The sequence below is a fragment of the Pseudomonas hunanensis genome (assembly GCF_013393325.1).
Taxonomy (GTDB): domain Bacteria; phylum Pseudomonadota; class Gammaproteobacteria; order Pseudomonadales; family Pseudomonadaceae; genus Aquipseudomonas; species Aquipseudomonas putida_P.
Genome location: NZ_QJRC01000094.1, coordinates 254,286 through 280,483, shown reverse-complemented (window position 1 = coordinate 280,483; position 26,198 = coordinate 254,286). Strand labels below are relative to the sequence as shown.

Here is a 26,198-nt window from a genome sequence, read left to right as displayed (position 1 = left end):
GAATGTTGATTTCTGACTTTTGTCAGATCGTTCTTTAAAAATTCGGATATGTGATAGAAATAGACTGATGGCCAGTTTCACTGCTGGTTAATCAGGCTAAGGTAAAATTTGTGAGTTCTGCTCGAAAGAGCGACGTGCGAATTTTCGGCGAATGTCGTCTTCACAGTATAACCAGATTGCTTGGGGTTATATGGTCAAGTGAAGAAGCGCATACGGTGGATGCCTTGGCAGTCAGAGGCGATGAAAGACGTGGTAGCCTGCGATAAGCTTTGGGGAGTCGGCAAACAGACTGTGATCCAGAGATCTCTGAATGGGGGAACCCAGCCAGCATAAGCTGGTTATCTTGTACTGAATACATAGGTGCAAGAGGCGAACCAGGGGAACTGAAACATCTAAGTACCCTGAGGAAAAGAAATCAACCGAGATTCCCTTAGTAGTGGCGAGCGAACGGGGACCAGCCCTTAAGTTGGTTTGAGATTAGTGGAACGCTCTGGAAAGTGCGGCCATAGTGGGTGATAGCCCCGTACACGAAAATCTCTTATCAATGAAATCGAGTAGGACGGAGCACGAGAAACTTTGTCTGAATATGGGGGGACCATCCTCCAAGGCTAAATACTACTGACTGACCGATAGTGAACCAGTACCGTGAGGGAAAGGCGAAAAGAACCCCGGAGAGGGGAGTGAAATAGAACCTGAAACCGTATGCGTACAAGCAGTGGGAGCCTACTTTGTTAGGTGACTGCGTACCTTTTGTATAATGGGTCAGCGACTTATATTCAGTGGCGAGCTTAACCGAATAGGGGAGGCGTAGCGAAAGCGAGTCTTAATAGGGCGTTTAGTCGCTGGGTATAGACCCGAAACCGGGCGATCTATCCATGGGCAGGTTGAAGGTTAGGTAACACTGACTGGAGGACCGAACCGACTACCGTTGAAAAGTTAGCGGATGACCTGTGGATCGGAGTGAAAGGCTAATCAAGCTCGGAGATAGCTGGTTCTCCTCGAAAGCTATTTAGGTAGCGCCTCATGTATCACTGTAGGGGGTAGAGCACTGTTTCGGCTAGGGGGTCATCCCGACTTACCAAACCGATGCAAACTCCGAATACCTACAAGTGCCGAGCATGGGAGACACACGGCGGGTGCTAACGTCCGTCGTGAAAAGGGAAACAACCCAGACCGTCAGCTAAGGTCCCAAAGTCATGGTTAAGTGGGAAACGATGTGGGAAGGCTTAGACAGCTAGGAGGTTGGCTTAGAAGCAGCCACCCTTTAAAGAAAGCGTAATAGCTCACTAGTCGAGTCGGCCTGCGCGGAAGATGTAACGGGGCTCAAACCATGCACCGAAGCTACGGGTATCACCTTTTGGTGATGCGGTAGAGGAGCGTTCTGTAAGCCTGTGAAGGTGAGTTGAGAAGCTTGCTGGAGGTATCAGAAGTGCGAATGCTGACATGAGTAACGACAATGCGAGTGAAAAACTCGCACGCCGAAAGACCAAGGTTTCCTGCGCAACGTTAATCGACGCAGGGTTAGTCGGTCCCTAAGGCGAGGCTGAAAAGCGTAGTCGATGGAAAACAGGTTAATATTCCTGTACTTCCAGTTATTGCGATGGAGGGACGGAGAAGGTTAGGCCAGCCTGGCGTTGGTTGTCCAGGTTTAAGGTGGTAGGCTGGAATCTTAGGCAAATCCGGGATTTCAAGGCCGAGAGCTGATGACGAGTTGCCTTTAGGCGACGAAGTGGTTGATACCATGCTTCCAAGAAAAGCTCCTAAGCTTCAGATAACTGGGAACCGTACCCCAAACCGACACAGGTGGTTAGGTAGAGAATACCAAGGCGCTTGAGAGAACTCGGGTGAAGGAACTAGGCAAAATGGCACCGTAACTTCGGGAGAAGGTGCGCCGGCGAGGGTTAAGGACTTGCTCCGTAAGCCCATGCCGGTCGAAGATACCAGGCCGCTGCGACTGTTTATTAAAAACACAGCACTCTGCAAACACGAAAGTGGACGTATAGGGTGTGACGCCTGCCCGGTGCCGGAAGGTTAATTGATGGGGTTAGCGCAAGCGAAGCTCTTGATCGAAGCCCCGGTAAACGGCGGCCGTAACTATAACGGTCCTAAGGTAGCGAAATTCCTTGTCGGGTAAGTTCCGACCTGCACGAATGGCGTAACGATGGCGGCGCTGTCTCCACCCGAGACTCAGTGAAATTGAAATCGCTGTGAAGATGCAGTGTATCCGCGGCTAGACGGAAAGACCCCGTGAACCTTTACTATAGCTTTGCACTGGACTTTGAATTTGCTTGTGTAGGATAGGTGGGAGGCTTTGAAGTGGGGACGCCAGTTCTCATGGAGCCATCCTTGAAATACCACCCTGGCAACTTTGAGGTTCTAACTCAGGTCCGTTATCCGGATCGAGGACAGTGTATGGTGGGTAGTTTGACTGGGGCGGTCTCCTCCCAAAGAGTAACGGAGGAGTACGAAGGTGCGCTCAGACCGGTCGGAAATCGGTCGTAGAGTATAAAGGCAAAAGCGCGCTTGACTGCGAGACACACACGTCGAGCAGGTACGAAAGTAGGTCTTAGTGATCCGGTGGTTCTGTATGGAAGGGCCATCGCTCAACGGATAAAAGGTACTCCGGGGATAACAGGCTGATACCGCCCAAGAGTTCATATCGACGGCGGTGTTTGGCACCTCGATGTCGGCTCATCACATCCTGGGGCTGAAGCCGGTCCCAAGGGTATGGCTGTTCGCCATTTAAAGTGGTACGCGAGCTGGGTTTAGAACGTCGTGAGACAGTTCGGTCCCTATCTGCCGTGGACGTTTGAGATTTGAGAGGGGCTGCTCCTAGTACGAGAGGACCGGAGTGGACGAACCTCTGGTGTTCCGGTTGTCACGCCAGTGGCATTGCCGGGTAGCTATGTTCGGAAGAGATAACCGCTGAAAGCATCTAAGCGGGAAACTTGCCTCAAGATGAGATCTCACTGGGATCTTGAATCCCCTAAAGGGCCGTCGAAGACTACGACGTTGATAGGTTGGGTGTGTAAGCGCTGTGAGGCGTTGAGCTAACCAATACTAATTGCCCGTGAGGCTTGACCATATAACACCCAAGCAATTTGCGCGTCAGCCAAATTGCGGTGGTGAAGATGATACGAACCGAAAGTTCGCAACGAACCACACAATCACATATCCGAATTCGCTGGGCTGTCCATCTGGACATTCTGGCTACAGAATTTCTTGACGACCATAGAGCATTGGAACCACCTGATCCCATCCCGAACTCAGCAGTGAAACGATGCATCGCCGATGGTAGTGTGGGGTTTCCCCATGTGAGAGTAGGTCATCGTCAAGATTCATTTCGCAAAACCCCTATCTGCGCATGCAGGTAGGGGTTTTGTCTTTGTGGCTTGAAATCCAAGCCCCACACATTGTCGCTTCTACAGTTCATGAAATGTGCGTCATCTATGCCTGACGAATCGCGGGACAATGCTACGCTCGCGGAAATACTCATCACGGATACCTACCATGGAAATGAACTGGCACCAGGCCCTGCAAGAGAGCCTGAGCTGGCTGGCGATCGCCTCGTTCATCACCCTTGTCTGCTTCACTGCAGCCGCAGCACTGGCTGTGCGTTGCACGCGCTGGGGTAGCCAGTTCTGGCAGCTCGCCGGGCCCTATTTCAGTTTCAGGCGCAGTTGGCGACCGTTGCTGGTGTTTGCCCTTCTGCTGGTACTGACGCTGTTCTCGGTTCGGCTCAATGTGCTGTTTTCATTCTGGTACAACGGCTTCTACAGCGCCCTGCAGGGCCTCGACCAAGCCGCTTTCTGGTACCTGCTCGGGGTCTTCGCGGTACTGGCCACCATCCACGTGCTGCGCTCGTTGTTTACCTTCTATGTAAGCCAGGCATTCAGCATCAAGTGGCGGGTCTGGTTGACCGAGCGCCTGACCCACGACTGGATGCAGGGCGATGCCTACTACCGTGGCCAGTTCCTCGCCGAGCCGGTGGACAACCCCGACCAGCGTATCGAACTGGACGTCAACGCCTTCGTCACCAACTCGGTCACCCTTGCCCTGGGCGCGGTCAGTGCGCTGGTTTCACTGGTGGCGTTCACCGGTATCCTCTGGGGGCTGTCAGCACCGTTGACAGTGGCTGGGGTGGAGATCCCTCGGGCGATGGTGTTTGCCGTGTACCTGTATGTCATCGTCGCCACCTGGGTCGCCTTCCGCCTCGGGCGCCCGCTGATCCGCCTGAACTTCCTCAACGAAAAACTCACCGCCAACTTCCGTTACGCGTTGATGCGCCTGCGTGAGAACGCAGAGAACATTGCCTTCTATCAAGGTGCGCAAGTGGAGCGGGGCACGTTGCTGGGCCGTTTTGCTGCCTTGATCGTCAATGCCTGGGCATTGGTGTTCCGGAACCTGAAGTTCAGTGGCTTCAACCTGGGTGTCAGTCAGGTTGCCGTGGTGTTCCCGTTCATTCTCCAGGCGCCGCGCTTCTTCAGTGGCGCGATAAAGCTGGGCGACGTCATGCAAACGTCCCAGGCCTTTGGCCAGGTGCAGGACTCTTTGTCGTTCTTCCGAGAGTCGTACGATGCGTTCGCCCAGTATCGCGCTACGCTCGACCGTCTGACCGGTTTTCTCGATGCTAACGAGCAGGCAAGTGGGTTGCCGCGAGTGACTACCGAAGACCAGGCGCATGCGCTGCAGATCATGGGGCTGCAGGTACTACGCCCGGACGGACACGCCCTTATCGCCGACCTGGACTTGAGCTTGCACGCCGGTCAGGCGTTGTTGATCAAAGGGCCATCGGGCAGTGGCAAGACCACGCTGCTGCGCGCCCTGGCAGGGTTGTGGCCGTATGCCGAAGGTGAAGTCAGGCGGCCGACGGGTCACCAGGCGTTGTTCCTGTCGCAGCGCCCGTACCTGCCGCTAGGTGATTTGCGTACCGTCATTGCCTACCCGGCAGCCGGCAAGCCCGAGGATGAGGCGCGAATGCAGCAGGCGTTGCGCCAGGTCAACCTGGCCCACCTGGCCGAACGCCTGGACGTCAGCAGCGACTGGTCACACATCCTCTCGGTGGGTGAGCAGCAGCGCCTGGCGTTCGCCAGGGTGCTGTTCAACCGGCCGCAGGTGGTGTTCCTCGACGAGTCCACCTCAGCGATGGATGAGGGGCTCGAGCATGCCCTGTATGCGCTGCTGCGCTCAGAAATGCCGGGTGCATTGCTGGTCAGTGTCGGCCACCGCAGCACGCTGGCAGGGTTCCATACCCACCGGCTGGAGGTGAACGGGCAGGGCGGCTGGACGTTGCTGGAGCAGCAGGCAGCGATGGCCTAGCCCGGATCGATCCAAGCATGTATCCGCCAGCCCCACCACCAGAGGCTGGCGGTCATGGACATGGCGGTGGTAGTGATCATGATCCTGTCACCTTCATTAGCGTCAGTCCCGCCAGGGTGGCGCCGGCAAACCCCGCCCCGACCAGGAACGTTGCCTGGAACCCCACACCATCCCACAGCAATCCGGCTACCACGCTGGCCACCAGCAGCGCTACACCGGTCAGCAGGTTGAACAGGCCGAAGGCGGTACCACGCAGGTTGGCCGGGGCGCTGTCGGCGATCATGGCCGCGAAAATGCCTTGGCTGAAGCCCAGGTGCAAGCCCCAGGCCGCTACCCCAAGGGCCAACCCGGCCCAGCCCGGCAGCAGGGCCAATAGCAGGTCGGCAGTGATCAGCAAACCCAGCCCGACCATCAGCACGCCACGGCGCCCCACCCGGTCCGACAGCACCCCGGCGGGGTAGGCCGACAGTGAGTAGGCCAGTGCCATCAATACCAGCACCGCCGGCGCCCACAAAGGTGCCAGGCCCATGTCTTGCGCACGCAGCAGCAGGAATGCCTCGCTGAAGCGGGCGAGGGTGAATAACGTGGCCAGGCCGATCAGGCGCCAATAGGGCGGCCCAAGGCGCCCCAGTTCGTGCAGTGCCAACGGTGAGCGTACCGGCCGCCCCGTGGCCGGCGTTTCAGGTTCGCGAACGAAGGCGATGAGGATGTATACCGCCACGAAAGCAGGGATCACCGCCACCCAGAATACGGTCTGGAAATGGCTCGCGGTCAGCCACATCAACACGATCGCCAACAACGGTCCGAGGAAGGCGCCCACGGTGTCGAGGGCCTGGCGCAGGCCGAACGCCGCGCCACGCAACTCGGCTGGCGTAACATCGGCCACCAGCGCATCGCGCGGCGCCCCACGAATGCCTTTTCCGACCCGGTCGACGAAGCGTGCCGCCGTCAGCCACTCAAGCCCCGAGGCCATGGGAAATACCGGTTTGGTCAGCGCACCCAGGCCGTAGCCGAGTACCGTCAGCAGCTTGCGTTTGCCCAGCCGGTCGCTGAGAGCACCGGAAAATACCTTGGTGATCGATGCAGTCGCCTCGGCGATGCCTTCGATAAAGCCCACAGCTACTACCGAAGCACCAAGCACACTGACCATGTACAAGGGCAACAGGGCGTGGATCATTTCCGAGGAGATGTCCATGAACATCGACACGAAGCCCAGTGCCCAGACACTGCGAGGGATTTTCGTCAGGCCCCTGGCGGGGCTTGCGGGGCTGCTGTCTTCATTGCTGCGCATCTGGGCTCTCGGCAGAGTTGTACGTTCGAAACTGTAGGAGCCCCTACGCAGGATGCAAATCGGATGTCGCAAGTGAAAGCAGGTACATGCTCAGGCAGATAACCCCCACAGCTCTTAGACGGGCTGCGCACCAATCAACAGCTGCGCCGTCTGCAAACAGCACTTTTCTGCCTTGCGGGCGCTGAAAGCCCTATGGTCCAGTGCCCACTCCAACCAGAAGCCATCAATCAAAGCGGTGATAATCAGCGCGCTGCCCTTGGCATCTAGCGCCAGGTCTCGCTCGGCTGCGATGGCTTTGAACACCCCCTCAAGCTCCTTGCGGTAGTCAGCATAGAGTTTGCGATTGAGCTCCCGCAGTTGCTCGGAAGACACCGCCGCGCTCCAGAAGCCGAGCCAAGTGGTGAGGATGAACTCATTGAAAATGCTGCCCCGGAATGAGGAGCGGATGATCGCGGTGAGACGCTCCACAGGCGTACTGCCCTTGGTTTCCAGATAGCGGCGGGTCTCCTCGCGCAACTGGTTGGTGAGCTCCTGATAGGTGGCGAGCATCAGTTCGTCCTTGCTGGAGAAATGATGACCGATCAGCCCGACCGACACCTCGGCCTCGTCGCAGATGCGTTCGATGGTAGTGCCGGCGTGGCCGAAGCGCGTGATGCAGCGCATGGTCGCTTCGACGATGGCCTTGCGCCGTGTCTCTGGATCGACTCTGGTCCTGCGCTTTCGGGGCTTATCGTTCTGGCTGTCCACGCTCATGGCTGAATCCGTTTCTCTCACTGGAATGGCAAGCCCGCCCGATGCAGAGCACCGGGCGGGGACGCCAATCTAACAAGATTTACCGATGCGTGCAGGTGCCGAAGCTCAACCTCAAGCTGTTGCGCCGTTTTCCAGGTCCTGATCGAGGCGGCCGACCTGACTGAGCTCTTGTTTAATGTTTTGCGAGCGGCACAGCCACCAGTAAGCGAGCGCCGATACTGCAAGGCCGATCGGCATGCTGATGTCGGCGCCGTCCAGTTGCCGCGCCACGTAACCGGTGTACAGCCCAGTCGCGGAGAATGGCAGCATGACCACGAAGCCCACCAGGTAGGCACCAATGCCCCGCCAGTTCCAGCGTCCATAGATGCCTTTGGGCTTGAAAATTTCCCGGATAGAGAACTTGCCGTGACGCACTACGTAGAAGTCCACCAGGTTGATCGCCGTCCAAGGCGTGAACAGGTACAGCAGGATTGCGAGGAAGTCACCGAAGTCCTTTACGAAGTTGTCGGAGGCGGTCATCGCGATATAGATCGCCGCGCCGCCCACTGCCAGCATCGATAGCACACGCTTGAGCAGGGTCGACGTCTGGGGCTTCACCGTGTCGACGATGCTCAAGAGCGTGATCGACGCGCCGTAGAAGTTCTGTGCGGCACTGGTCACCAGGCTCAGCACGGCGAGAATCAGGACAAACTCGCCGAAACCGTGGAACACCATGTCGCCCAGCAGCACCAAGCCCTTGGCGAGATTCTGGCCGGGACTCAAGGCGGCGGCCAACGCGCCGAGGAGCATCATCCACACGCCACCGATCATCGCGCCCAGGTACGTCCACCAGAACGATGAGCGGACACTGACATTCGGCGGCAGGTAGCGCGAGTAGTCCGACACATAGATCGCCCAGCTCAACTGGTACGCGGCGGCAACAAAAAACTGCGCAAGGAAGGGCGTGGCCTTGAAACCGCTGAGGGTCAAGTGCTCCTGCGGCAGTTTCACGTAGACGCACAGGCCGACGGTAAACACCGCCATGACCCCGATCAGCAGGAACGCCAGCCAGCGCTGCACCTTGTGGAAGGTGTTGTAGCCGGCGATGGCCATGGCGATGGCCACTAGCGAGAAGAGGATCGCCGAGGGCTCCTGCGGGGCGTCGAACAGCTCGTGCAGGGTCTGCCCCACCAGCAGTTGGTTGAAGGCGTTGTAGCCAACGTAGGTGACGATGGCCACCACGTACACCAACAGCGCTCCCAAGTAGCCGAACTGCGGCCGCGACTGGATCAGTTGCGGCAGCCCCATCTGTGGCCCCTGGGTGGAGTGCCCGGCCATGAACAGGGTGCCGAAGGCACAACCGAGGAAGATGGCGATGGCGGACCACATCAGGTTGGCCCCCAGGCCGATGCCGATGATGCCTACCGCCAGGGTGGTCAGGTGCGCCTCGCCACAGAACCAGATTGGCCACAGGTGCCAAGCCTTGCCGTGGCGCTCGGCGAGGGGCACGTAGTCGATGGAACGGGTTTCCAGATTCAGCCGTCCGTTGGCGGAGGCAGTCTTGGGAGCTGACATGGGGTTCGTACCTTTATTGATATTGTTGTGAGCACAGCAAGGTCGTCGCTTCCCGCGACTAGGCCCGTTTCTCTTCCAGGGCTTGATGCAGCAGCGCTTCCAGGTCTTCGAGACTGCTTGGGCGCGGGTTGGTCTGCCGCGCCGGATCACCCATGGCTTTGCGCGCAATGGCTGGAATGTCATCGCTGCGTAAGCCCAGCGAGGCCAGGGAAACCGGGATGGCAAGGCGGTCCAGGCACGCACAGATCGCCCGTTGGAAACTCTCGAAGTCTTCGCCCGCCAACCCCATGGCGCGACACACCGGCCCCAGGCGCGGCTCGATGGCCGCGCGGTTGAAGCGCAGCACCCTGGGCAGAATCATGGCGTTGGTCAAACCATGATGGCTGTTGTAGGTGGCACCGACCATGTGGCTGAGCGCATGGACCAGGCCAAGCCCTTTGAGGAAGGCCACGCCCGCCAGGCACGAACCGATCAGCATGCGTCCGCGTGCTTCGAGATCGTCGCCCTGTTCCACAGCTTGCTCCAGGGAACCCCAGAGCAGTTCCAGCGCCTGCAGCGCGGCGCCGTCGCAGAGCGGATTGAAGGTTGGCACGAAGTAGGCTTCCAGGGCATGGATGACCGCATCCAGGCCGGTCCAGGCCGTCAGGTGCGCCGGCAGGCTGAGGGTCAGTTCGGGGTCGAGGATCACCGCCTGGGGACGCGCCAGCGGATGCCAGACGCAGCCTTTGATAGCGCGCTCGCTGTCGGTGAGCATCGCCGTGCTCTCGGTCTCGGCACCGGTGCCGGCGGTGGTCGGGATGCAGATCACCGGCGGGAAATCGTTGGCGACCAGGCCTTCGGGTACCGGCTTGTCGAAATCGAACGCCCACAACGGCAGACGTGTCTGCCGGGCCACCAGGGCCACGGCCTTGCCGCCGTCCAGGCCACTACCGCCACCGAGGGCGATGATGCCGTCGGCGCGCCACTCGCGAAACGCCGCGGCGCCTTTGAGCACGGCGCGATCACTGGGGTTGGGCTCGACCTCGCCGAACAGCCCGCATGCCAGGCCCGCATCGTTCAGCAAGTCCTGCAGCTCGGCCACGAAGGGCAGGCGCATCGAGCCCTGGTCGGTCACGATCAACGGCCGGGAAATGCCATGCCGTTTGCACAGCTCGACCAGCGCGGTCCGCGCGCCAGGGCCGTACTCGATGGGAAGTGGCAGGCTCCAGCTCTGCCGCGACAGGGGGGAAAGATTGTCAATCACGGTATTGCACCTTCAGCAGCGGATGATGGTCGACTTGAGTTCGCTGTACTTGTCCAGGGCGTGCACGGAGTTGTCCCGGCCATTGCCGGACTCCTTGAAGCCACCGAACGGGAAGTTCATGTCGAGCAGCTCGTCGTAGCAGTTCACCCACACGGTGCCGGCACGCAGGCGTCGCGAGGCACGGCGGATGGCGCCGAGGTCGGCCGACCAGAAGGCCGCCGCCAGGCCGTATTCGCTGGCATTGGCGACAGCGATGGCGTCGTCCAGCCCATCGAATTCGATGACGCTCAGCACCGGCCCGAAGACCTCTTCGCGGGCGATGCGCGAGGTGGCGTCAGTGGCGAAGATGGTCGGTTGCAGATAGTGGCCGCCGGGGACCGCCGCGCAGTCCTCGCCCCCCAGCAGCAGGCGCGCTTCACGCTTGCCCAGCTCGATGTATTGGCGTACACGCTGGTACTGGGCTTCATCGATCAGGCTGCCGGTGACGCTGGTCGGGTCCAACGGGTCGCCGGGCAAGTAGGCGCGCGCGGCCTCCAGCAGTTCGGCGATGAAGGCCCCGGCGATAGGGCGCTGCACCAACAGGCGCGAACCTGCGCTGCACACCTGGCCCATGTTGCTGAACACCGCAGCCGCGGCAGCCTCAGCCGCACGGTGCAGGTCCGGGCAGTCGGCCATGACGATGTTCGCCGATTTGCCGCCCAGCTCCAGCCAGACGCGCTTGAGATTGCCGTCCGCCGCATTGCGGCTGATCTGCCGGCCAACAGCGCCGGAGCCGGTGAAGGCCAGGCAGTCGATCTGCGGGTGCAGGCTGAGCAGGCGACCGGTCTCGCCATCGCCCGGCACCACGTTGAAAACGCCCTCGGGAATACCCGCCTCGCGGGCAAGGCCGGCAATGCGCAAGGCGCTCAGCGGGCTCTTCTCCGAAGGCTTGAGGATTAGGCTGTTGCCGGCGGCCAGGGCCGGGGCGAACTTCCAGGTCGCCATCAGCAGCGGGTAGTTCCAGGGCACTATTGCCGCCACCACGCCGACCGGCTCGCGGGTCACGGTGCCGAGGAACTGCGGATCGCAGGCGGGCACCTCGCCGGTGACCTTGTCGACCAGCTCGGCGAACCATTCCAGGCAGTAGATGGAACTGGGAATATCCACCGCCGTGGTATCGGCGATGGGTTTGCCAGTGTCCAGGGTTTCCAGCAGCGCCAGCTCCTCGGCGTGCTCCCTCATCAACGCAGCCCAGCGCAGCAGAACGGCCTTGCGCTGGCGTGGTACCAGGTCGGCCCAGCCACCGCGCTCGAATGCCCCGCGGGCGGCAGCCACGGCGCGTTCTACGTCAGTCCCACGGCACAACGCAACCTGCGCCAGCTCGCGGCCATCAATCGGGCTGCACACAGCAAACGTCTCGCCTTCGCTGGCCCCCACATAGGCACCGGCGATGAACGCACGCGCCTCCACCACCAGGTCGGTGCTTCGTCCACGCCAATAGACGGCATCTCTGAGTTGCGGCATGCGCATCTCCTCATGTTGTTTTTGTTTAGGCTCGGAGATCCTATGGCATACTGAAAATCTATTCAATAGTGAGGCGGTTGCTATTGAAGACTTTTTCAGTAATGACCGAAAATGGTAGCGCTATTTTTTCCGCCAAGGTCACCAGAGGGCTCGGTGACAAATAGCGAGCTCGGCGTTGCCGAGTCCGCCGCGAGCCTAAAGCGGCGCTCTATTCCGCGGTTCAGCAAAGTTCCGTTACAAACATGTAAAGTTCGTAAATAAGATTTACTCGCATTTGCGATTCCCTATATTTACCACCCCTGTTGGCCGCCAAACTGTGTTTGCGGGGCCGGTGGGCGAGGGCTCCCGGTTTCCGACAGGGATGTGCCTTTTTGCTCATGAATCGCAGGAGATGTACCCATGCAGTGCAGAACTTCACCCAACAGCCTGGCCCTGGCGTTCGTCGCGCTGGCGTCGCCGGCCATGATGGCCACCGCGGCAGAAGCCGAGGAGCAGCGTGCGGGTGAGGTGCTGGAAGTGCCGGTTGCCGACAATGCGTTGGTGATCCAGGACACCCTGATCACTGCCGAGCGCGAAGCGCGACAGGCCCTGGGTACGTCGATCATCACCGCCGAAGACATCAAGCGCCACCCGCCGGCCAATGACCTGTCCGACATTATTCGCCGCGAGCCCGGCGTCAACCTGACCGGCAACAGCGCCAGTGGCGCACGCGGCAACAACCGCCAGATCGACCTGCGCGGCATGGGCCCGGAAAACACCCTGATCCTCATCGACGGCAAGCCGTCCAGCGCGCGCAACGCCGTGCGCTATGGCTGGAACGGTGACCGAGATACCCGGGGTGAAACCAATTGGGTGCCGGCCGAAGCGGTCGAGCGCATCGAGATCCTGCGGGGCCCGGCCGCCGCACGATACGGCTCCGGCGCTATGGGCGGGGTGGTCAACATCATCACCAAGCGCCCTTCTGACGAGCTGAAAGGCAGCGTCAGCCTATACACCCAACTGCCCGAAGACAGCGCCGAAGGCGCCAGCCGCCGGGCCAACTTCAACCTCGGCGGTGGGCTTACCGATAACCTCGGCTTCCGCCTGTATGGCGGCCTGGCCAAGACGGATGCCGACGACCTGGACATCAACGCCGGGCATGCCACCAGTGCACTGGTGGCGGGGCGTGAAGGGGTGCGCAACAAGGACATCAACGGGCTGCTGAGCTGGAAACTGAACGACGAGCATCGCCTCGAAGCCAGCGCCGGTTACAGCCGCCAGGGCAACATCTTTGCCGGCGACACCATGAACAGCAATGGCGGCGGCGACGTCGATTTCGTCTCCAGTCTGTACGGCCACGAAACCAACGTCATGCAGCGCAGCACCTACGACCTGACCCACCTCGGTGATTTCACCTGGGGCACCAGCAAGACCACGCTGGCCTACGAGTACGTGCGCAACTGGCGGCTCAACGAGGGCCTGGCAGGCCGCACCGAAGGTGCGCCAAGCGACGAGGGTGGAGCCATGTCACGCTTGCGCAACACGCGCCTGAGCAGTGAAGTTAACCTGCCGTTCGCCATGGGCAGCACCGAGCACGTGCTCACTTTGGGCGGCGAGTACCTGTATGAAGCCCTCAACGACCAGGGTTCGTTGCGCCCGCAAAGTTCCGACCCCACCAGCAATGGCGGGCTTGTCGGCTTCGATCGCAGCAGCTCGAAGATGACCGCACGCAGCTATGCGCTGTTCGTCGAAGACAACATCATTGTTGGCGACACCACCATTACCCCTGGCTTGCGCTTCGACCACCACGAAACCTTCGGCGACAACTTCAGCCCCAGCCTCAACCTGTCCCACAAGCTGACCGAAGCGCTGTCGGTAAAAGGCGGCATTGCCCGTGCCTATAAGGTTCCGAACCTGTACCAATCCAACCCCAACTACTTGCTGTACAGCCGCGGTAACGGTTGTAGTGTGCAGCAGACCAACAACGGTGGCTGCTACCTGCAGGGCAACGCCGACCTCAAGCCCGAGATCAGCGTCAACAAGGAGATCGGCCTGCAGTACGACCGTGGTACCTGGCGCACCAGTGCCACCTACTTCCGCAACGACTACAAGAACAAAATCATCGGTGATACCGATGTGCTTTACACCATCGGTACCGGCAGTCGCGTGACCCAGTGGGACAACGCCGGCAAGGCGCGGGTCGAAGGTATCGAAGGCAACCTCTTCATCGAGCTGACCCCGACCCTGGACTGGAACACCAACCTGACCTGGATGCTCGACAACGACAACCGCGAGACGGGCGAGCCGCTGTCGGTGATCCCGGAATACACCGTCAACACCACCCTCGACTGGCGTGCCACCGAGCAGCTGTCGTTCCAGGTGGCAGGTACCTATTTCGGCAAGCAGAAATCGCCGACCTACAACTACCGCACCCAGCAAGACTACGACAAGACCGCACAGCAGGACGTCGAGGCCTATGGCCTGGTGGACGTGAGTGCCGGGTACAAGTTCAACGCCAACTACGACGTGCGCGTGGGGGTGAACAACGTGTTCGACAAGCAGATCCTGCGGGGTGGCAATGCCAGCAGCTCGGGGGCAAACACTTACAACCAGCCGGGCAGGGCGGTGTTCGCTGCGCTGAACATCAATTTCTGAGACCCGGGCCGCTTTGCGGCCCATTCGCGGCGGACACGTTTTTCCAGGAAGCCAAATGTTTAAATTTCCCGCCTGGCTACAAATCCTCTCCCGCAGCGGCGCCGCGCTGCTCGGCGGCTATGCCCTCAGCTACGCCGCCAGTGCGTGCCTGGCTCGTACCCTGCCGCTGTCCGCCACCGACGCGGTCATCGTCGCAACACTGCCGGCCTTCATCTTCTACACCGCCGCCATCCTCTGGGCGTTTGCCTGCCGTGATGCCCTGCGCGCCTGGGCGCCGCTGGCGCTGGCAGTGCCCCTCAACCTGATCGGCTTCTGGCCGCAAGTGCTGGGGTGGCTGGCATGAAGAACACCTTCACCCAATCGATGGCCTGGCTGCACACCTGGGCCGGGCTGATCTTCGGCTGGCTGCTGTTCGCCATCTTCGTCACCGGCACCCTGGCGGTGTTCGACAAGGAGCTCAACCACTGGATGCAGCCGGAAATCCCGGCCACCCAGGTGTCCCAGGCCGACGCCGCCCGGCGCGCCATCACCTACCTGCAGGCCCATGAGCCGCAGGCGGGCAACTGGGGTATCAGCCTGCCGAGCGAGCGATCGCCTGGGTTGCGCGTATCCACCGGTGAGCGGCGCCACGGCGGTGGCGTGCAGCTTGACCCGAGCACTGGCGAGGCCATCGAGGTGCGCGACAGCGTGGGCGGCAACTTCTTCTTCCGCTTCCACTTTACCCTCGACCTGCCACGCAACTGGGGCATCTTCGTGGTCGGTGCGCTGGCGCTGGTGATGCTTGCTGCGTTGGTCACCGGTATTGTCATTCACAAGAAGATCTTCAAGGAGTTCTTCACTTTCCGGCCAAACAAGGGCCAGCGTTCGTGGCTGGACTTTCACAATGCCAGCGCTGTGCTGTTGCTGCCGTTCCACTTGATGATCACCTACACCGGCCTGGTGATTTTCATGCTCATCTATATCCCTGCCGGGGTAGATGCATTGTTCGCCGGCGACACGCGCGCCTACTTCCAGGCCCAGGGCAATGCACGCCTGGAACAGCCCCGTGGCGCGACAAGGCAGCCAGCGCCGCTGGTCGATGTGGTGCCGTTGCTGGCCCAGGCCGAAGCGCGCTTGGGGCCGATTGCTGGCTTGAATATTCGTAACCCCAACACTGCGGCAGCGCGTATCGAAATCCGCCCCGAGTTGGGCAACCGCATTGCCCTGGCCAAGGGGCAGGCGATGGTCTTCGATGGCGTCAGCGGGCAGTTGCTCAGCGACGTGCCGCAGTGGCGCGCGGTGCCTTTGACCCAGCGAGTCATGGTCGGCCTGCACTTCGCCCAGTTCGGCGGTTACCCGATGCGTTGGTTGTACTTCGTTTGCGGGCTGGTCAGCTGCCTGATGATCGCCAGTGGTCTGGTGCTGTTCTGCGTGAAGCGCGGGCGCAAGTACACCAGCACCACGGCCGATGCTTCGGCGCGACGATGGTACCGGGTGGCCGAGGTGTGCAACGTCGGCTTCATCAGCGGCCTGTTGCTGGCGTGCGTAGGGCTGCTGTGGGCCAGCCGGTTGCTGCCGGTTGACCTGATACAGCGGGAAAGCTGGGAGGTGCGTGCGTTCTTTGGCATCTGGCTACTGGCGCTGTTGCATGCCGGCGTCAGGCCGGCACGCCGGGCCTGGGCCGAGCAACTACTGCTGGCGGCAACGCTGTGCATTGGCCTGGGTGCGTTTGGCGGCTTTGAAGACTCGATGCGCCAGGGGGTTGCGACATGTGCGCTGGTGCTGGGGGTAATGCTTGGGCTGGCGGCCTGGCGGGTGCGGCAGGCGCAACCGGTGCCACAGAAGGCCAGGGCGGGGCGGCGCATGGAGGCCGAGGCATGACGATGTGGGTCATAGGCGGCGTGCTGTTCGCCTACGCCGGCATGCTCGGGCTGTGCCAAGGGCTGGAGCGGCACTACAAGCAGGTGTGGAATCGCACCTGCCCACGCGTGTTGCGTATCGGTCTGCGCAGTGCAGGTTGGTTGGCGTTGCTGGCTAGCCTGACGCTGTGCGCCCAGGCCTGGGGCTGGGCCATGGGGCCGGTGGCCTGGTTCGGCGTGCTGTCGCTGGCGGGCTTGTTGCTGGTGATGCTACTGCCGTACTGGCCGCGGCTGGCAGTGGGGCTGGTGGGGGCGCTGCCGGTATGGGGATTGGTGCAAGGGGTTTCTTCGCTGTGAACTGAACGCTCCTGCAAGGGGTACGCGTTTGTTCAGTCGACGACATTGTTGCAGCCAAAAGCCTCGCAGCATGCTAAACCATTGGCCCCAGCCTGCTGCGAGAGAGCCCCGGTGAAAGCCATTCGCCTTACCTTTATCTGCCATGCCCTGACCCAGGCTCAGAAAACCGGAAGCCTGCACTGTGCAGATGATGGCATCTTGCCGTTGACCCAGAAAGCCGACGTTCTTCTGCCCGGCATGCGCGTGCTGACTGCGCCAGAACGGCGAGCCTGCGAGACGGCGGCGTGGTTGTCGGGGCAGGTGCAAATCGAGCCGGCATTGGCCGATTGCGACCTGGGGCGCTGGCAAGGGTTGTCGTTGAAACAGTTGCAAGCCGAGCAACCGCAGGCGTTGGCCGAATGGCTGCACGACCCGGCCAGTGCGGTGCATGGTGGGGAGTCGTTCGCTGCGCTGTGCCAGCGCCTGGCCGCCTGGCTGGCGGCCTTCGACAGGCCGGGTGAATGGTTGGCGGTGACCCACCCGATGGTCATGCGCGCGGTACTGGTGCAGTTGCTAGGGTGCCCGTTGACTGCTGGTCAGCGTATCGATGTGCTGCCACTGTCACGCCTGGTGTTGAGTTTCACCGGGCAGTGGCGACTGCGCCTGGGCTAAGGCTCAGAACGCGAGCTTGTAACCGATCAGTAACAGCATGGCGGCCAGGCACGGGCGCAGCACGCGGTCGGAGATGCGTCCGGTGAGGTGGCTGCCCAGGTAGATACCCGGCAGCGAGCCCAACAGCAGGTAGCCCAGCAACGACCAGTCCATGTTGCCCATGCCCGCGTGGCCCAGGCCTGCTACCAGTGTCAACGGTACGGCGTGGGCAATTTCGGTGCCGACCAGCCGGCGGGTGACCAGGAACGGGTAAAGCAGGAACAGCGCCACGGTGCCCAATGCGCCAGCACCGATGGACGTGAGGGTAACCATCACGCCCAGCACCACACCGGTCAGCACAGTGAGGATATTGAGGCTGCGGTCACTGAGGTGGTAGTGGTCACCGGCATGGCGGCTGGCGAAGGCCTGCAGGCGCGATTTGAACAGGATGGCCAGCGCAGTGAGGATCAGCACCACCGCCAGGCCTTGCTTGATGATCGCATTTAGCGCCGAGGTGTCGGTGTGCAGGGTGCTGAGGAACCACAAGGTCAGCGCCGCAGCGGGCACGCTGCCCAGGCTGAGCAGGCCGGTGATCTTCCAGTCGATGTTCTTTTGGCGCGCATGCACCCAGACGCCACTGGCCTTGGTGATGGCCGCATAGAGTAGGTCGGTGCCGACTGCTGTCGCCGGGTTGATGCCAAACCACAACAGGATCGGGGTCATCAGCGAGCCGCCACCGACGCCGGTCATACCGACGATGAAACCCACGACCAGGCCAGCAATGGTGAAACCGAAAGAACCTACATCCATACGCTACTCGACTGCCCAACTTTGCCCGTTATCGGATGCAAGCCAGCATATAGATTTTTTTATAGCCAAATAGACTTGTTCGTTATTAGGTTATAACTGGGTGCACCCAATCACCGATCGGTCATCACCACCATGACATGCGCATCACCCCCGTCATCGCTTTCCGACAGGTAGATGTGCCCTACCTGGCTGTCAAAATAAGCGGTCTCCTGCGGCCCGATGCTCACCGCTTCTCCGGTTTCGAACTCGATGCGCACACGCCCGCTCAGTACCAGGGCGAACTCTTGCCCTGGGTGGCGGATAAAATCGTCGAACTGGCCGCGTTCGCGGGCAATGATGCGGGCATAGGCCGGTGTCATGCGCCGTTCGGGGAAGTCACCGGCAATCGGGTGATAGTCATAGGTACCGGTCGAATAGCCCGCCGCCGCCGGCAATGAATCGACCACTACGGTCACCGGCACCGGGGCGCTGACCGTGCCGCTGGCGCGAAACAACTGGGCGATGTCGACATTCAACGCCCGCGCTGCGGCGGCGAGCTTTTCATAGCTGACCGACACCTGCGCCAGTTCCATCTTCGACAAGGTGGATACCGGCACGCCACTGGCTTCGGACAATTGCTTGAGGGTCATCTGGCGCGCCTTGCGCACCTGGCGCAGGCGCTGGCCGACTACGGCGCGGTCGAGCAGGGGTAGGGCAGCGGGCATTCAGGGTTCTCGGTATACGGCGTTGGTCGGGCATCTTACCTTGGACCCTTGCGCATTTCTAAATTCTCATATATTAGAATTCTCATAAATGATAATTTGCCTGACAGGAGCGTGCATGACCCCGACCTACGACACCCTGATCATCGGTGCCGGCATTGCCGGCGCCTCGCTGGGCTATCGCTTGGCCGGCCAGCAGCATGTGCTGTTGCTCGAACGCGAGTCGCAGCCTGGCTACCATTCCACCGGGCGTTCGGCGGCCATGTTCATGGAAGCCTACGGCACGCCACAGATACAGGCGTTGACCCGCGCCAGCCGGGCCTTTTACGAAGCGCCGCCGCAGGGCTTCTGCGAGCACCCGCTGCTGGAACCGCGTGGCTGCCTGTATGTGGCCAGCCTGGAGCAGCACGCGCTGCTGGAGCAGACCCACGCGCAGAACCTGGCCAATGGCACCGAAGTCAGCCTGCTGGACCGTGACGCCGCCCTGGCCCTGGTGCCCAGCCTGCGTGGCGAAACCCTGGCCGGCGCAGTACTTGAGCCGGGCGCGATGGACCTGGATGTGCACGCCCTGCACCAGGGCTTCTTGCGCGGTTATCGCGCGGCCGGCGGTGAGCTGCGCTGCAACGCCGAGCTGATCCAGGCCTGGTACCTGGACGGCCTGTGGCAGGTGGAACTGGCTGATGGCAGCCGCGTGCAGGCACGCCAACTGGTCAATGCCGCAGGTGCCTGGGCCGACCGCGTGGCCGAGCAGTGCGGTGTGGCGCGCATCGGCCTGCAACCGTGCCGACGTAGCGCCTTTACCTTCCCAGGCCCTGCGGACCAGGACTTCGCCCGCTGGCCAGCGGTGATCGGCGTCGACGAAAGCTTCTACTTCAAGCCTGATGCCGGCCAGTTGCTTGGGTCGCCTGCCAATGCCGACCCGGTCGAACCGCAGGACGCCGCGCCCGAGGAGCTCGACGTGGCCTTGGGTATCTACAACATCGAAGCCATGACCACCTTGGCGATCCGCCGCCCCAGCCACACCTGGGCCGGGTTGCGCTCGTTCGTTGCCGATGGCGACCTGGTGATCGGTTTCGATGCACACGCTCCCGCGTTTTTCTGGCTGGCGGCGCAAGGTGGCTATGGCATCCAGTCGGCAGCGGGCGCTTCGCGCCTGGCCGCCGACCTGCTGCTTGGCCAGCCCTTGTGTCCTAGCCTTGTCAGCCAGGGCGTGGCGCCCGAGCGCCTGTCCCCGGCCCGTTTCCAACACCCTTGAAGGAGTACCCCATGAGCAATGACATCCAGCGTTTCCCCAGCAGCCTGCCGTTCCCTTTCTCCCGCGCGGTAAAGGCCGGTGGCTTTCTGTTCCTCTCTGGCCAGGTGCCGATGAGCGCCAGCGGTGAAGTGGTACGCGGTGATATCCAGGCCCAGACCCGCGCAGCCTGCGAGCGCATTGCCGAAAGCCTGGCCGCTTGCGGGGCGCGTTTCGACCAGGTGGTCAAGGCCACGGTGTGGCTGTCGGACATGAGCCATTTCGCCGGTTTCAACGAGGTGTACAAGGAGTTCTTCGGCGCGGCGCTGCCGGTGCGTTCTACCGTAGCCTCGGCGTTGGCGCTTGGGGTGGATGTAGAGATTGAAGTGCAGGCGTTCGTCGGCGACCTGTGACCGAACAAAGCGCTTTTGTAGGCGCAGCGCAAGGCTGCGCCAACAAGAGATAGGCGGCGCCAATGACACAACAACAATAAATCCAGAGGTTCACATGCAAGAGCAGCTGAAGATTGCCGGCGCATTTGTCGGCGTGATCGTGGGGGCGGGGTTCGCTTCGGGGCGGGAACTGTTGTTGTTCTTTGTCGATTTCGGCGTGTGGGGGCTGGTTGGCGCGTTGGTCAGCGCCGCCTTGTTCACCTTCCTTGGCATGGCCTTGGCCGGCTTGGGCAACCGCCAGCAGGCCACTTCGCACAAGGACGTAATCCAGGCCATCTGTGGCCGTCACCTGGGCCTGTTCGTCGACTGGCTGATCACCTTTTTCATGTTCGCGGTCACCGTGGTCATGCTGGCCGGCGGTGGTGCGTTGCTGGAGCAGCAGTTCGGTATTCCGGCGCTGACCGGCAGTGTACTGGTGACGCTGGTGGTGGTGGCCATCGTGTGCCTGGACGTGCGCAAGGTGATCCTGGCGATTGGCGCCATTACCCCGCTGCTGATTCTGGTGGCCTCGGCAATTGCCTTGTACGCCGTGTTCACCCGTGAACAGAGCTTCGCGGCGCTCGACCAGCTGGCCAGCCAGCAACAGGCCGGCACCCGCCACTGGCTGCTGGGTGCGTTCCTGTATGTGTCGTACAACATCGTGGCCGGTGCGCCGATCCTGGCCATTCTGGGCGGTTCGGCCAAGGGCGAGAAAACTGCAATATGGGGTGGCCTGCTGGGTGGTGCGGCACTGGGTGGCCTGATGCTGGTGATGAGTGCCGGGCTGTTGTCGCGGCTGGACAGTGTGGCCGACCTGCCCATGCCGATGCTGTCGATTGCCAACGAAGTGTCACCGCTGCTGGGGCTGGTGATGTGCCTGATCATCTTCGGCATGATCGTCAACACTGCAGTGGGCACGCTGTTTTCGTTCCTCTCGCGGCTGTTGCCGGCAGGCACGGCGAAGTTCCGTTGGGGCTCGGTAGTGACCGGGGTGGTGGCGTTCGGCTGCAGCCTGGTGGGGTTCATCAGCCTGGTGGGCCAGGTGTACCCGCTTTTCGGTTATTTGGGCTTTGTACTGATGGCAGCGGTGTTGCTGGCGTGGGTGCGGCGGGGTAGGGCCGTTAAAGCGGCGCTCACTGCTGACGCATGATTTGCTGCTGACGCGATCCCCTGTAGGAGCAGCCTTGTGTCGCGAAAGGGGCGCGTTGCGGCCCCGGACTTTCAGCTAAGCCGCAGAAATTGCCGGGGCCGCTCTGCGGCCCTTTCGCGACACAAGGCCGCTCCTACAGGGTGTGTTCCGATTTAGATCCTGAAGCTGCCTACCAGCTGTTTCAAGCGCCCGGCCTGCTGGGCCAGCTGATCGCAATGGCGCAGGGTGTCGTTGAGGTTCTCCACCCCTTGCTGGTTCAGGGCGTTGATCTGGGTAATGTCCAGGTTAAGGCTCTCGACCACGGCGGTCTGCTCTTCAGTAGCCGTGGCCACCGACTGGTTCATGCCATCGATTTCGCCAATACGCTGGGTCACGCTGGCCAGGCGTTCGCCGGCCTGGTTGGCCACCTGCACGGTCTGCTCGCTGGAAACCTGGCTGGTGTTCATGGTGTGCACCGCTTCGCGCGAGCCCACCTGCAGGCTGGTGATCATGCGGTGGATTTCTTCCGCCGATTCCTGGGTCCGGTGCGCCAGGTTACGCACTTCGTCGGCCACCACGGCAAAACCACGGCCGGCTTCACCGGCACGGGCCGCTTCGATGGCGGCGTTCAGCGCCAGCAGGTTGGTCTGCTGCGAGATGCCCTTGATCACGTCGAGTATCTTGCCGATTTCGTCGGTGCTGGCGTTGAGCGTTTCGATCTGCGCGCACGACTCGCTGATGCGCTGCGACAGGGCCGTCATGGCGCTGATGGCTTCTTCAACCACTTCACGGCCACCGTGCGCCTGTTCGCTGGCACCGCTGGCATGTTGCGAAGCATCGGCGGCATTGCGGGCGATTTCCTGGGTGGCTGCGCCCAGTTCGTTGATGGCCGCAGCCACACTGTTGGTGCGCATGCTCTGTTCTTCAGAGCCGCTGATAGACGCATTGGACGCACTGACCACTTTCTCCGACAGGTCATGCACCAGGCGGGTGGCCGAGGACACTTCGCTGATCGAGGCATGGATACGCTCGACAAAGCGGTTGAACGAGGTGGCCAGTTCGCCGAACTCATCCTTGTTCTGCACGGCCAGGCGGCGGGTAAGGTCACCTTCGCCTTCGGCGATGTCACGCATGGCGCGGCCCATGGTGGTCAGCGGGCTCATCAGCACAGGGATCAGCAGGCCGAGCAGGCCGGCAATGGCGGCCACGGCAATCAGCATGGCAATGATCGCCGAGGTGCGGAACTGGCTGAGCGCGGCGTAGGCTTTGTCCTTGTCGATGGACAGGCCGATGTACCACTGCGCCGACGGCAGGCCGTTCACCGGGGCGAACGAAATGATGCGGTCCTGGCCGTTGAGGGTGACATCCTGCATGCCGGCGGCAACCCGCAGGTTGCTGCCTGGGTAGATGTCCTTGAGGTTCTTCATCACCTGGTCTTTGTTGGGGCTGACGATCACCTGGCCGTTGGCGTCGGCCAGGAAGGCGTGACCGATGCCACCGAAGTCGACCGAGTTGATGATTTCTACCAGGGTATCGAGGGTCACGTCACCGCCGACCACGCCGATCAGTTCGCCATTGCTCTTGCTCTTCACCGGGGTGGCGATGGTTACCATCAGGCCACCGACCGCACCCTGGTATGGGGCGGTCAGCACGGTTTGCCCGGCGCTGGCGGCGGCGCCATACCAGGGGCGCTGGCGCGGGTCGTAACCGGCGGGCATCTGGGTATCCGGGCGCTGGGTGAATACGCCGTTGGCCTGGCCCAGGTAGGTGAACAGGAAATTACGCGTGTAGGACGGCTGCTCGATCAGCCCGGCCAGGGTGTCGCCGGCGCCTTGCTGGCCGATGTCCTGGGCCAGGTTTTCCAGCACCAGGATGCGCCCGCTCATCCAGTTCTGCACGCTGCTGGCAGTCAGTGCACCGGACTGCTGTACCGAGGCTTCGATGTTCTGGCGGATGGTGTTGCGTTGCAGGTAGTCGTTGTAAAGCGTGAACAGGGCAAATGCCAGGACCACGACGCCGCAGGCGCTGAGCAGGATCTTGTGGCGAAATTTCAGGTTCATGTTTCGAGACCTTGAGCCAATGAGGGGAGGGCGCAGCGCGCTCATGACGCACTGCGGGGCCTATCGACCGAGATATCGGCTCAAGGGGTAAAAGATTGAAGCGCTTACAGAAATTTCTTACGGTCGTTTCGACAGACGGCAGTCACTGCTCAGCCAACTGCTCGATCAGCAGCCGTGCGGCCTGCTGCAGCGGCTGTTGTTTGCGCCACAGGATATGCACCGGCAACTGCAATTCGTTGCGGGTATTGCGAAAATCCAGGCGTACCAGGCGCCCGCTGGCCAGCAGCGGCGCGACCCGCGACAGCGGCAAGTCGCCCCAGCCCAGGCCGGTTTCCACCATCTGCAAAGCCAGGTCGAAGCTGTCGGTGAACCAGTGGGTGGCGCCGATCAGCGGGCGAGGGTCAGCCAGTGGCAGGTCGCGGCTGCGCACCAGAATCTGACGCACTTGGGTCAGGTCCTCAAGGTAGTGGATACGCCCCTCACGCAAGGCCGGGTGGGCCGGTGACAGCGTAGCCACCAGCGTCTCCATGCCGATGTGCTGGAAGCCGCGCCGGGCATCGACCTGCAGGCCGGCAAAGGCCACGCAGAGGTCGGCGCGGCCGCTGTCCAGCAACTGCAGGGCTTCCTCCTGCGGGGCGCTCAGCAGGGCGATGTCCAGCAGAGGGTGGCGCTCGCCGAGGTTGGCGATGGCCGCCAGCAACGGGCGGTGATCGATGTCGGGTGCCACCGCCAGCGTCAGGCTACTCTCCAGCCCCTGGGAAAGCTCCAGGGCATGCACCTGAAGCAGCCCCAATTGCTCGGCAATCAGCCTGGCGTGTGGCTCCAGGGCCAAAGCTTGTGCAGTTGGACGAACTTCACGCGGACCGCGTTCGAATAGGTTGTAGCCAAGTTCCGCCTCAAGGTTGCCGATGGCCATGCTCACGGCCGACGGCACGCGTTTGAGCGCGCGCGCAGCGGCGGAAAAGGAACCGCGGTCGAGCACGGCAAGAAACAGCTGGATGTTGTCGCTGGAAAAATTCATGGCAGCCTCCTGTCAGTAGATCTGACAGCTGCTTACTTTTGCTGTCAAGTGCATTGAAGCATGATCGCCCCCATCGCTTTTCTCATTGGAGGTAATCCCGCGTGCAGGGACTGAAACGCAAACTGGTCTACGTGACGTTCTATGAACTCATCGGGCTGTGCATGTCGACCCTAGGGCTGGCTTACCTGTCGGACACGCAGGCGTCGCACACCGGGCCGCTGGCGGTGATGATCACCACCATCGCCATGCTCTGGAACCTGGTCTACAACAGCCTGTTCGAGTATTGGGAGAGCCGCCAGGCCAAGCGTGGTCGCAGCGTGGCGCGGCGGGTGGCGCACGCCATCGGCTTCCAGTTGACCCTGGTGGTGTACCTGATCCCGCTGATTGCCTGGTGGCTGGACATGACGTTGCTGGAAGCGCTGCTGGTGGACATGGCGTTCATCATTCTGGTGCCGTGCTACACCTTTGCCTATAACTGGGCGTTTGATCGGGTGTTTGGGTTGCCCAACTCGGCCATGGCTACAGCTTGATCTAGCGGGTACTGGCCTCTACGCGGCACAAGGCTGCTACGGCGGCAGGCGAATGATCAATGGCGCCTGCTGTTGTTTCACCTGCTGCACCGGTTGTTCCACCGGTCGCGGCGCACTGGCCAGCAAGCTGTCCTCAACCTGCCCCGACAGGTAGTACACCCCCGCCATGGCCCCGCTCTGGCGGTTCTCCATCAACTCCTGCCACTCCTGGTTCAAAGCTACGTTGAGGATCACCCGCAGCTGCTCGACCATCTGTGGTTGTTCACGGTCATGGGTCATCATCCCGTAACCGGCCGCTGCAATCGAAATCATCGCCCCTGCCACCTTGCCCACTGCCGATGCCACGGCACTGGCAATACCGCGTGGGGCCAGGGTGGCGCCGAGTTTTTCGCTTGCCTGGGTGGCCACCGAGTTCAGCCCGACATCGGTCTTGCCGGGGCCTTTGCTGGCTTGCTGATGCAAGTGCTGGCGCATGGCTTGCCATGCCGGTTGCTGGTCCAGCGACTTGGCCCGCAGCAGCTGATAAAGGCTGGCATTGCGCGCATCCGGTGGCCCCAGGGCGATGACGGGAATACGGTTCAGGCGCTGGCTGAACTGCTCGGGCGGCGCGTTGTAGCGGCTGATGATGGCCGGCAGTTGCTGGCCGAGCAGTTGCAGGTACAGCTCGCAGGCCCGGTCGCGAATGCCCTCGGGGTTGATCTGCTCGGCCACCGGCTCGATCACCCGTGCGTGATACTGCTCCTGCAGGTACAGCGCCAGGCGCTTTTCTGCCGGTTCCCGGCCCTCACCACTGTCGAGCTTGTACCAGGCCACCTTGAGGGTGAGCCACTGCTGGGTCCAGTAGCCAGTGAACCAGGGGATGAAGTCGCTTTCGGTACGTTGCTGTACCTGTTCTTTCCACACCCGCATGGAGCGCCGGGCATAGTCATTAGCCGAGCCGGCGGCGCCCACCGAGGCATCGATCAACTCCTGGTCGATGCGTTGCCAGGCAGCGGGGGTGAGTACTGCAGGTGGCGGCGGGGTAGGTGGGCGCTTGCTGGCACAACCGCCGAGGGCCAGCAGAAGGCACAGCAACAAAAGCATTCGAGAGCTCACGCGACCGCCTCCCTGGTAGAGGCTGGGGTGGTTCTCGCAGTATAGGGTGGGGTGCGAGCTGCTGCCGT

19 protein-coding genes, 2 rRNA genes and 2 pseudogenes are annotated in these 26,198 nt (G+C 61.6%); 12 read left to right on the top strand and 11 right to left on the bottom strand.

Going from position 1 to position 26,198, the window contains the following annotated elements; genetic code table 11:
- Positions 1 to 192: 192 nt before the first annotated feature.
- From DM807_RS16685 to DM807_RS16675, 3 genes are all read left to right on the top strand, one after another.
- A 23S ribosomal RNA gene (locus tag DM807_RS16685) occupies positions 193 to 3,085 on the top strand.
- 136 nt (positions 3,086 to 3,221) lie between these two features.
- Positions 3,222 to 3,337 (top strand): 5S ribosomal RNA (gene rrf / locus DM807_RS16680).
- Positions 3,338 to 3,510: 173 nt separating this feature from the next.
- The gene (locus DM807_RS16675) at positions 3,511 to 5,319 is read left to right on the top strand and encodes an ABC transporter ATP-binding protein/permease (RefSeq protein ID WP_071984324.1); all 1,809 of its coding nucleotides are present in this window, start codon (positions 3,511 to 3,513) and stop codon (positions 5,317 to 5,319) included.
- 76 nt (positions 5,320 to 5,395) lie between these two features.
- Here the strand turns inward: DM807_RS16675 and DM807_RS16670 are convergent, their stop codons facing one another.
- The 5 genes from DM807_RS16670 to DM807_RS16650 all read right to left on the bottom strand — a co-directional run bounded on the left by DM807_RS16670 (position 5,396) and on the right by DM807_RS16650 (position 11,663).
- The gene (locus DM807_RS16670; RefSeq protein WP_069942824.1) at positions 5,396 to 6,610 is read right to left on the bottom strand and encodes an MFS transporter; all 1,215 of its coding nucleotides are present in this window, start codon (positions 6,608 to 6,610) and stop codon (positions 5,396 to 5,398) included.
- 114 nt (positions 6,611 to 6,724) lie between these two features.
- Positions 6,725 to 7,363 carry a transcriptional regulator BetI gene (betI, locus tag DM807_RS16665; RefSeq protein WP_012271526.1) on the bottom strand — a complete coding sequence of 213 codons (639 nt, stop codon included), beginning with the start codon at positions 7,361 to 7,363 and terminating at the stop codon, positions 6,725 to 6,727.
- Between the two features lie 111 nt (positions 7,364 to 7,474).
- Positions 7,475 to 8,917 carry a purine-cytosine permease family protein gene (locus DM807_RS16660; protein ID WP_060493078.1) on the bottom strand — a complete coding sequence of 481 codons (1,443 nt, stop codon included), beginning with the start codon at positions 8,915 to 8,917 and terminating at the stop codon, positions 7,475 to 7,477.
- A 58-nt stretch (positions 8,918 to 8,975) separates the two neighbouring features.
- Positions 8,976 to 10,160 carry an iron-containing alcohol dehydrogenase gene (locus DM807_RS16655; RefSeq protein ID WP_012271528.1) on the bottom strand — a complete coding sequence of 395 codons (1,185 nt, stop codon included), beginning with the start codon at positions 10,158 to 10,160 and terminating at the stop codon, positions 8,976 to 8,978.
- Positions 10,161 to 10,172: 12 nt separating this feature from the next.
- On the bottom strand, positions 10,173 to 11,663 hold the full coding sequence (locus tag DM807_RS16650) for an aldehyde dehydrogenase (protein ID WP_179027569.1): 1,491 nt from the start codon (positions 11,661 to 11,663) through the stop codon (positions 10,173 to 10,175).
- Between the two features lie 399 nt (positions 11,664 to 12,062).
- Here DM807_RS16650 and DM807_RS16645 point away from each other — a divergent pair, with 399 nt between their 5' ends.
- The 5 genes from DM807_RS16645 to DM807_RS16625 all read left to right on the top strand — a co-directional run bounded on the left by DM807_RS16645 (position 12,063) and on the right by DM807_RS16625 (position 17,143).
- Complete coding sequence (locus DM807_RS16645; protein ID WP_012271530.1) at positions 12,063 to 14,297, top strand: TonB-dependent siderophore receptor; 2,235 nt, start codon at positions 12,063 to 12,065, stop codon at positions 14,295 to 14,297.
- 55 nt (positions 14,298 to 14,352) lie between these two features.
- A complete protein-coding gene (locus DM807_RS16640) occupies positions 14,353 to 14,640 on the top strand; it encodes a hypothetical protein (RefSeq protein ID WP_012271531.1) in 288 nt (95 codons plus the stop codon).
- The gene (locus tag DM807_RS16635; protein ID WP_060514162.1) at positions 14,637 to 16,157 is read left to right on the top strand and encodes a PepSY-associated TM helix domain-containing protein; all 1,521 of its coding nucleotides are present in this window, start codon (positions 14,637 to 14,639) and stop codon (positions 16,155 to 16,157) included. Before DM807_RS16640 ends, DM807_RS16635 begins: the two co-directional genes overlap by 4 nt.
- Positions 16,154 to 16,492, top strand: a complete 339-nt coding sequence (locus tag DM807_RS16630; RefSeq protein ID WP_041166449.1) for a DUF3325 domain-containing protein — start codon at positions 16,154 to 16,156, stop codon at positions 16,490 to 16,492. The genes DM807_RS16635 and DM807_RS16630 overlap by 4 nt, the downstream gene beginning before the upstream one ends.
- Positions 16,493 to 16,603: 111 nt before the next feature.
- On the top strand, positions 16,604 to 17,143 hold the full coding sequence (locus tag DM807_RS16625) for a histidine phosphatase family protein (protein WP_012271534.1): 540 nt from the start codon (positions 16,604 to 16,606) through the stop codon (positions 17,141 to 17,143).
- Positions 17,144 to 17,146: 3 nt separating this feature from the next.
- On the opposite strand, the gene DM807_RS16620 is transcribed toward DM807_RS16625, so the two are convergent.
- Together DM807_RS16620 and DM807_RS16615 are read right to left on the bottom strand one after the other, a co-directional pair.
- Positions 17,147 to 17,932: a sulfite exporter TauE/SafE family protein gene (locus DM807_RS16620; RefSeq protein WP_012271535.1), complete on the bottom strand. Its 786-nt coding sequence runs from the start codon at positions 17,930 to 17,932 to the stop codon at positions 17,147 to 17,149.
- A 110-nt stretch (positions 17,933 to 18,042) separates the two neighbouring features.
- Entirely contained in the window at positions 18,043 to 18,636 is a 594-nt protein-coding gene (locus tag DM807_RS16615; protein WP_012271536.1) for a helix-turn-helix domain-containing protein, read from the bottom strand.
- A gap of 115 nt (positions 18,637 to 18,751) precedes the next feature.
- Here DM807_RS16615 and DM807_RS16610 point away from each other — a divergent pair, with 115 nt between their 5' ends.
- From DM807_RS16610 to DM807_RS16600, 3 genes are all read left to right on the top strand, one after another.
- Entirely contained in the window at positions 18,752 to 19,888 is a 1,137-nt protein-coding gene (locus tag DM807_RS16610; protein ID WP_012271537.1) for an NAD(P)/FAD-dependent oxidoreductase, read from the top strand.
- 11 nt (positions 19,889 to 19,899) lie between these two features.
- Positions 19,900 to 20,277, top strand: a complete 378-nt coding sequence (locus tag DM807_RS16605) for a RidA family protein (RefSeq protein ID WP_012271538.1) — start codon at positions 19,900 to 19,902, stop codon at positions 20,275 to 20,277.
- A gap of 94 nt (positions 20,278 to 20,371) precedes the next feature.
- Positions 20,372 to 21,445, top strand: a complete 1,074-nt coding sequence (locus tag DM807_RS16600) for a YkvI family membrane protein (protein ID WP_012271539.1) — start codon at positions 20,372 to 20,374, stop codon at positions 21,443 to 21,445.
- A 152-nt stretch (positions 21,446 to 21,597) separates the two neighbouring features.
- Here the strand turns inward: DM807_RS16600 and mcpA (DM807_RS28150) are convergent.
- From mcpA (DM807_RS28150) to DM807_RS16590, 3 genes and pseudogenes are all read right to left on the bottom strand, one after another.
- Positions 21,598 to 22,194: pseudogene (gene mcpA / locus DM807_RS28150) on the bottom strand (methyl-accepting chemotaxis protein McpA); the annotation flags it as partial.
- 258 nt (positions 22,195 to 22,452) lie between these two features.
- Positions 22,453 to 23,484 (bottom strand): annotated as a pseudogene (mcpA, locus tag DM807_RS28145) (methyl-accepting chemotaxis protein McpA); the annotation flags it as partial.
- A 142-nt stretch (positions 23,485 to 23,626) separates the two neighbouring features.
- Positions 23,627 to 24,505 carry a LysR family transcriptional regulator gene (locus DM807_RS16590; protein WP_012271541.1) on the bottom strand — a complete coding sequence of 293 codons (879 nt, stop codon included), beginning with the start codon at positions 24,503 to 24,505 and terminating at the stop codon, positions 23,627 to 23,629.
- A gap of 101 nt (positions 24,506 to 24,606) precedes the next feature.
- Here DM807_RS16590 and DM807_RS16585 point away from each other — a divergent pair, with 101 nt between their 5' ends.
- Positions 24,607 to 25,035, top strand: a complete 429-nt coding sequence (locus DM807_RS16585) for a PACE efflux transporter (RefSeq protein ID WP_012271542.1) — start codon at positions 24,607 to 24,609, stop codon at positions 25,033 to 25,035.
- A 36-nt stretch (positions 25,036 to 25,071) separates the two neighbouring features.
- Here the strand turns inward: DM807_RS16585 and DM807_RS16580 are convergent, their stop codons facing one another.
- The gene (locus tag DM807_RS16580) at positions 25,072 to 26,130 is read right to left on the bottom strand and encodes a hypothetical protein (protein WP_179027568.1); all 1,059 of its coding nucleotides are present in this window, start codon (positions 26,128 to 26,130) and stop codon (positions 25,072 to 25,074) included.
- Between the last annotated feature and the right edge of the window lie 68 nt (positions 26,131 to 26,198).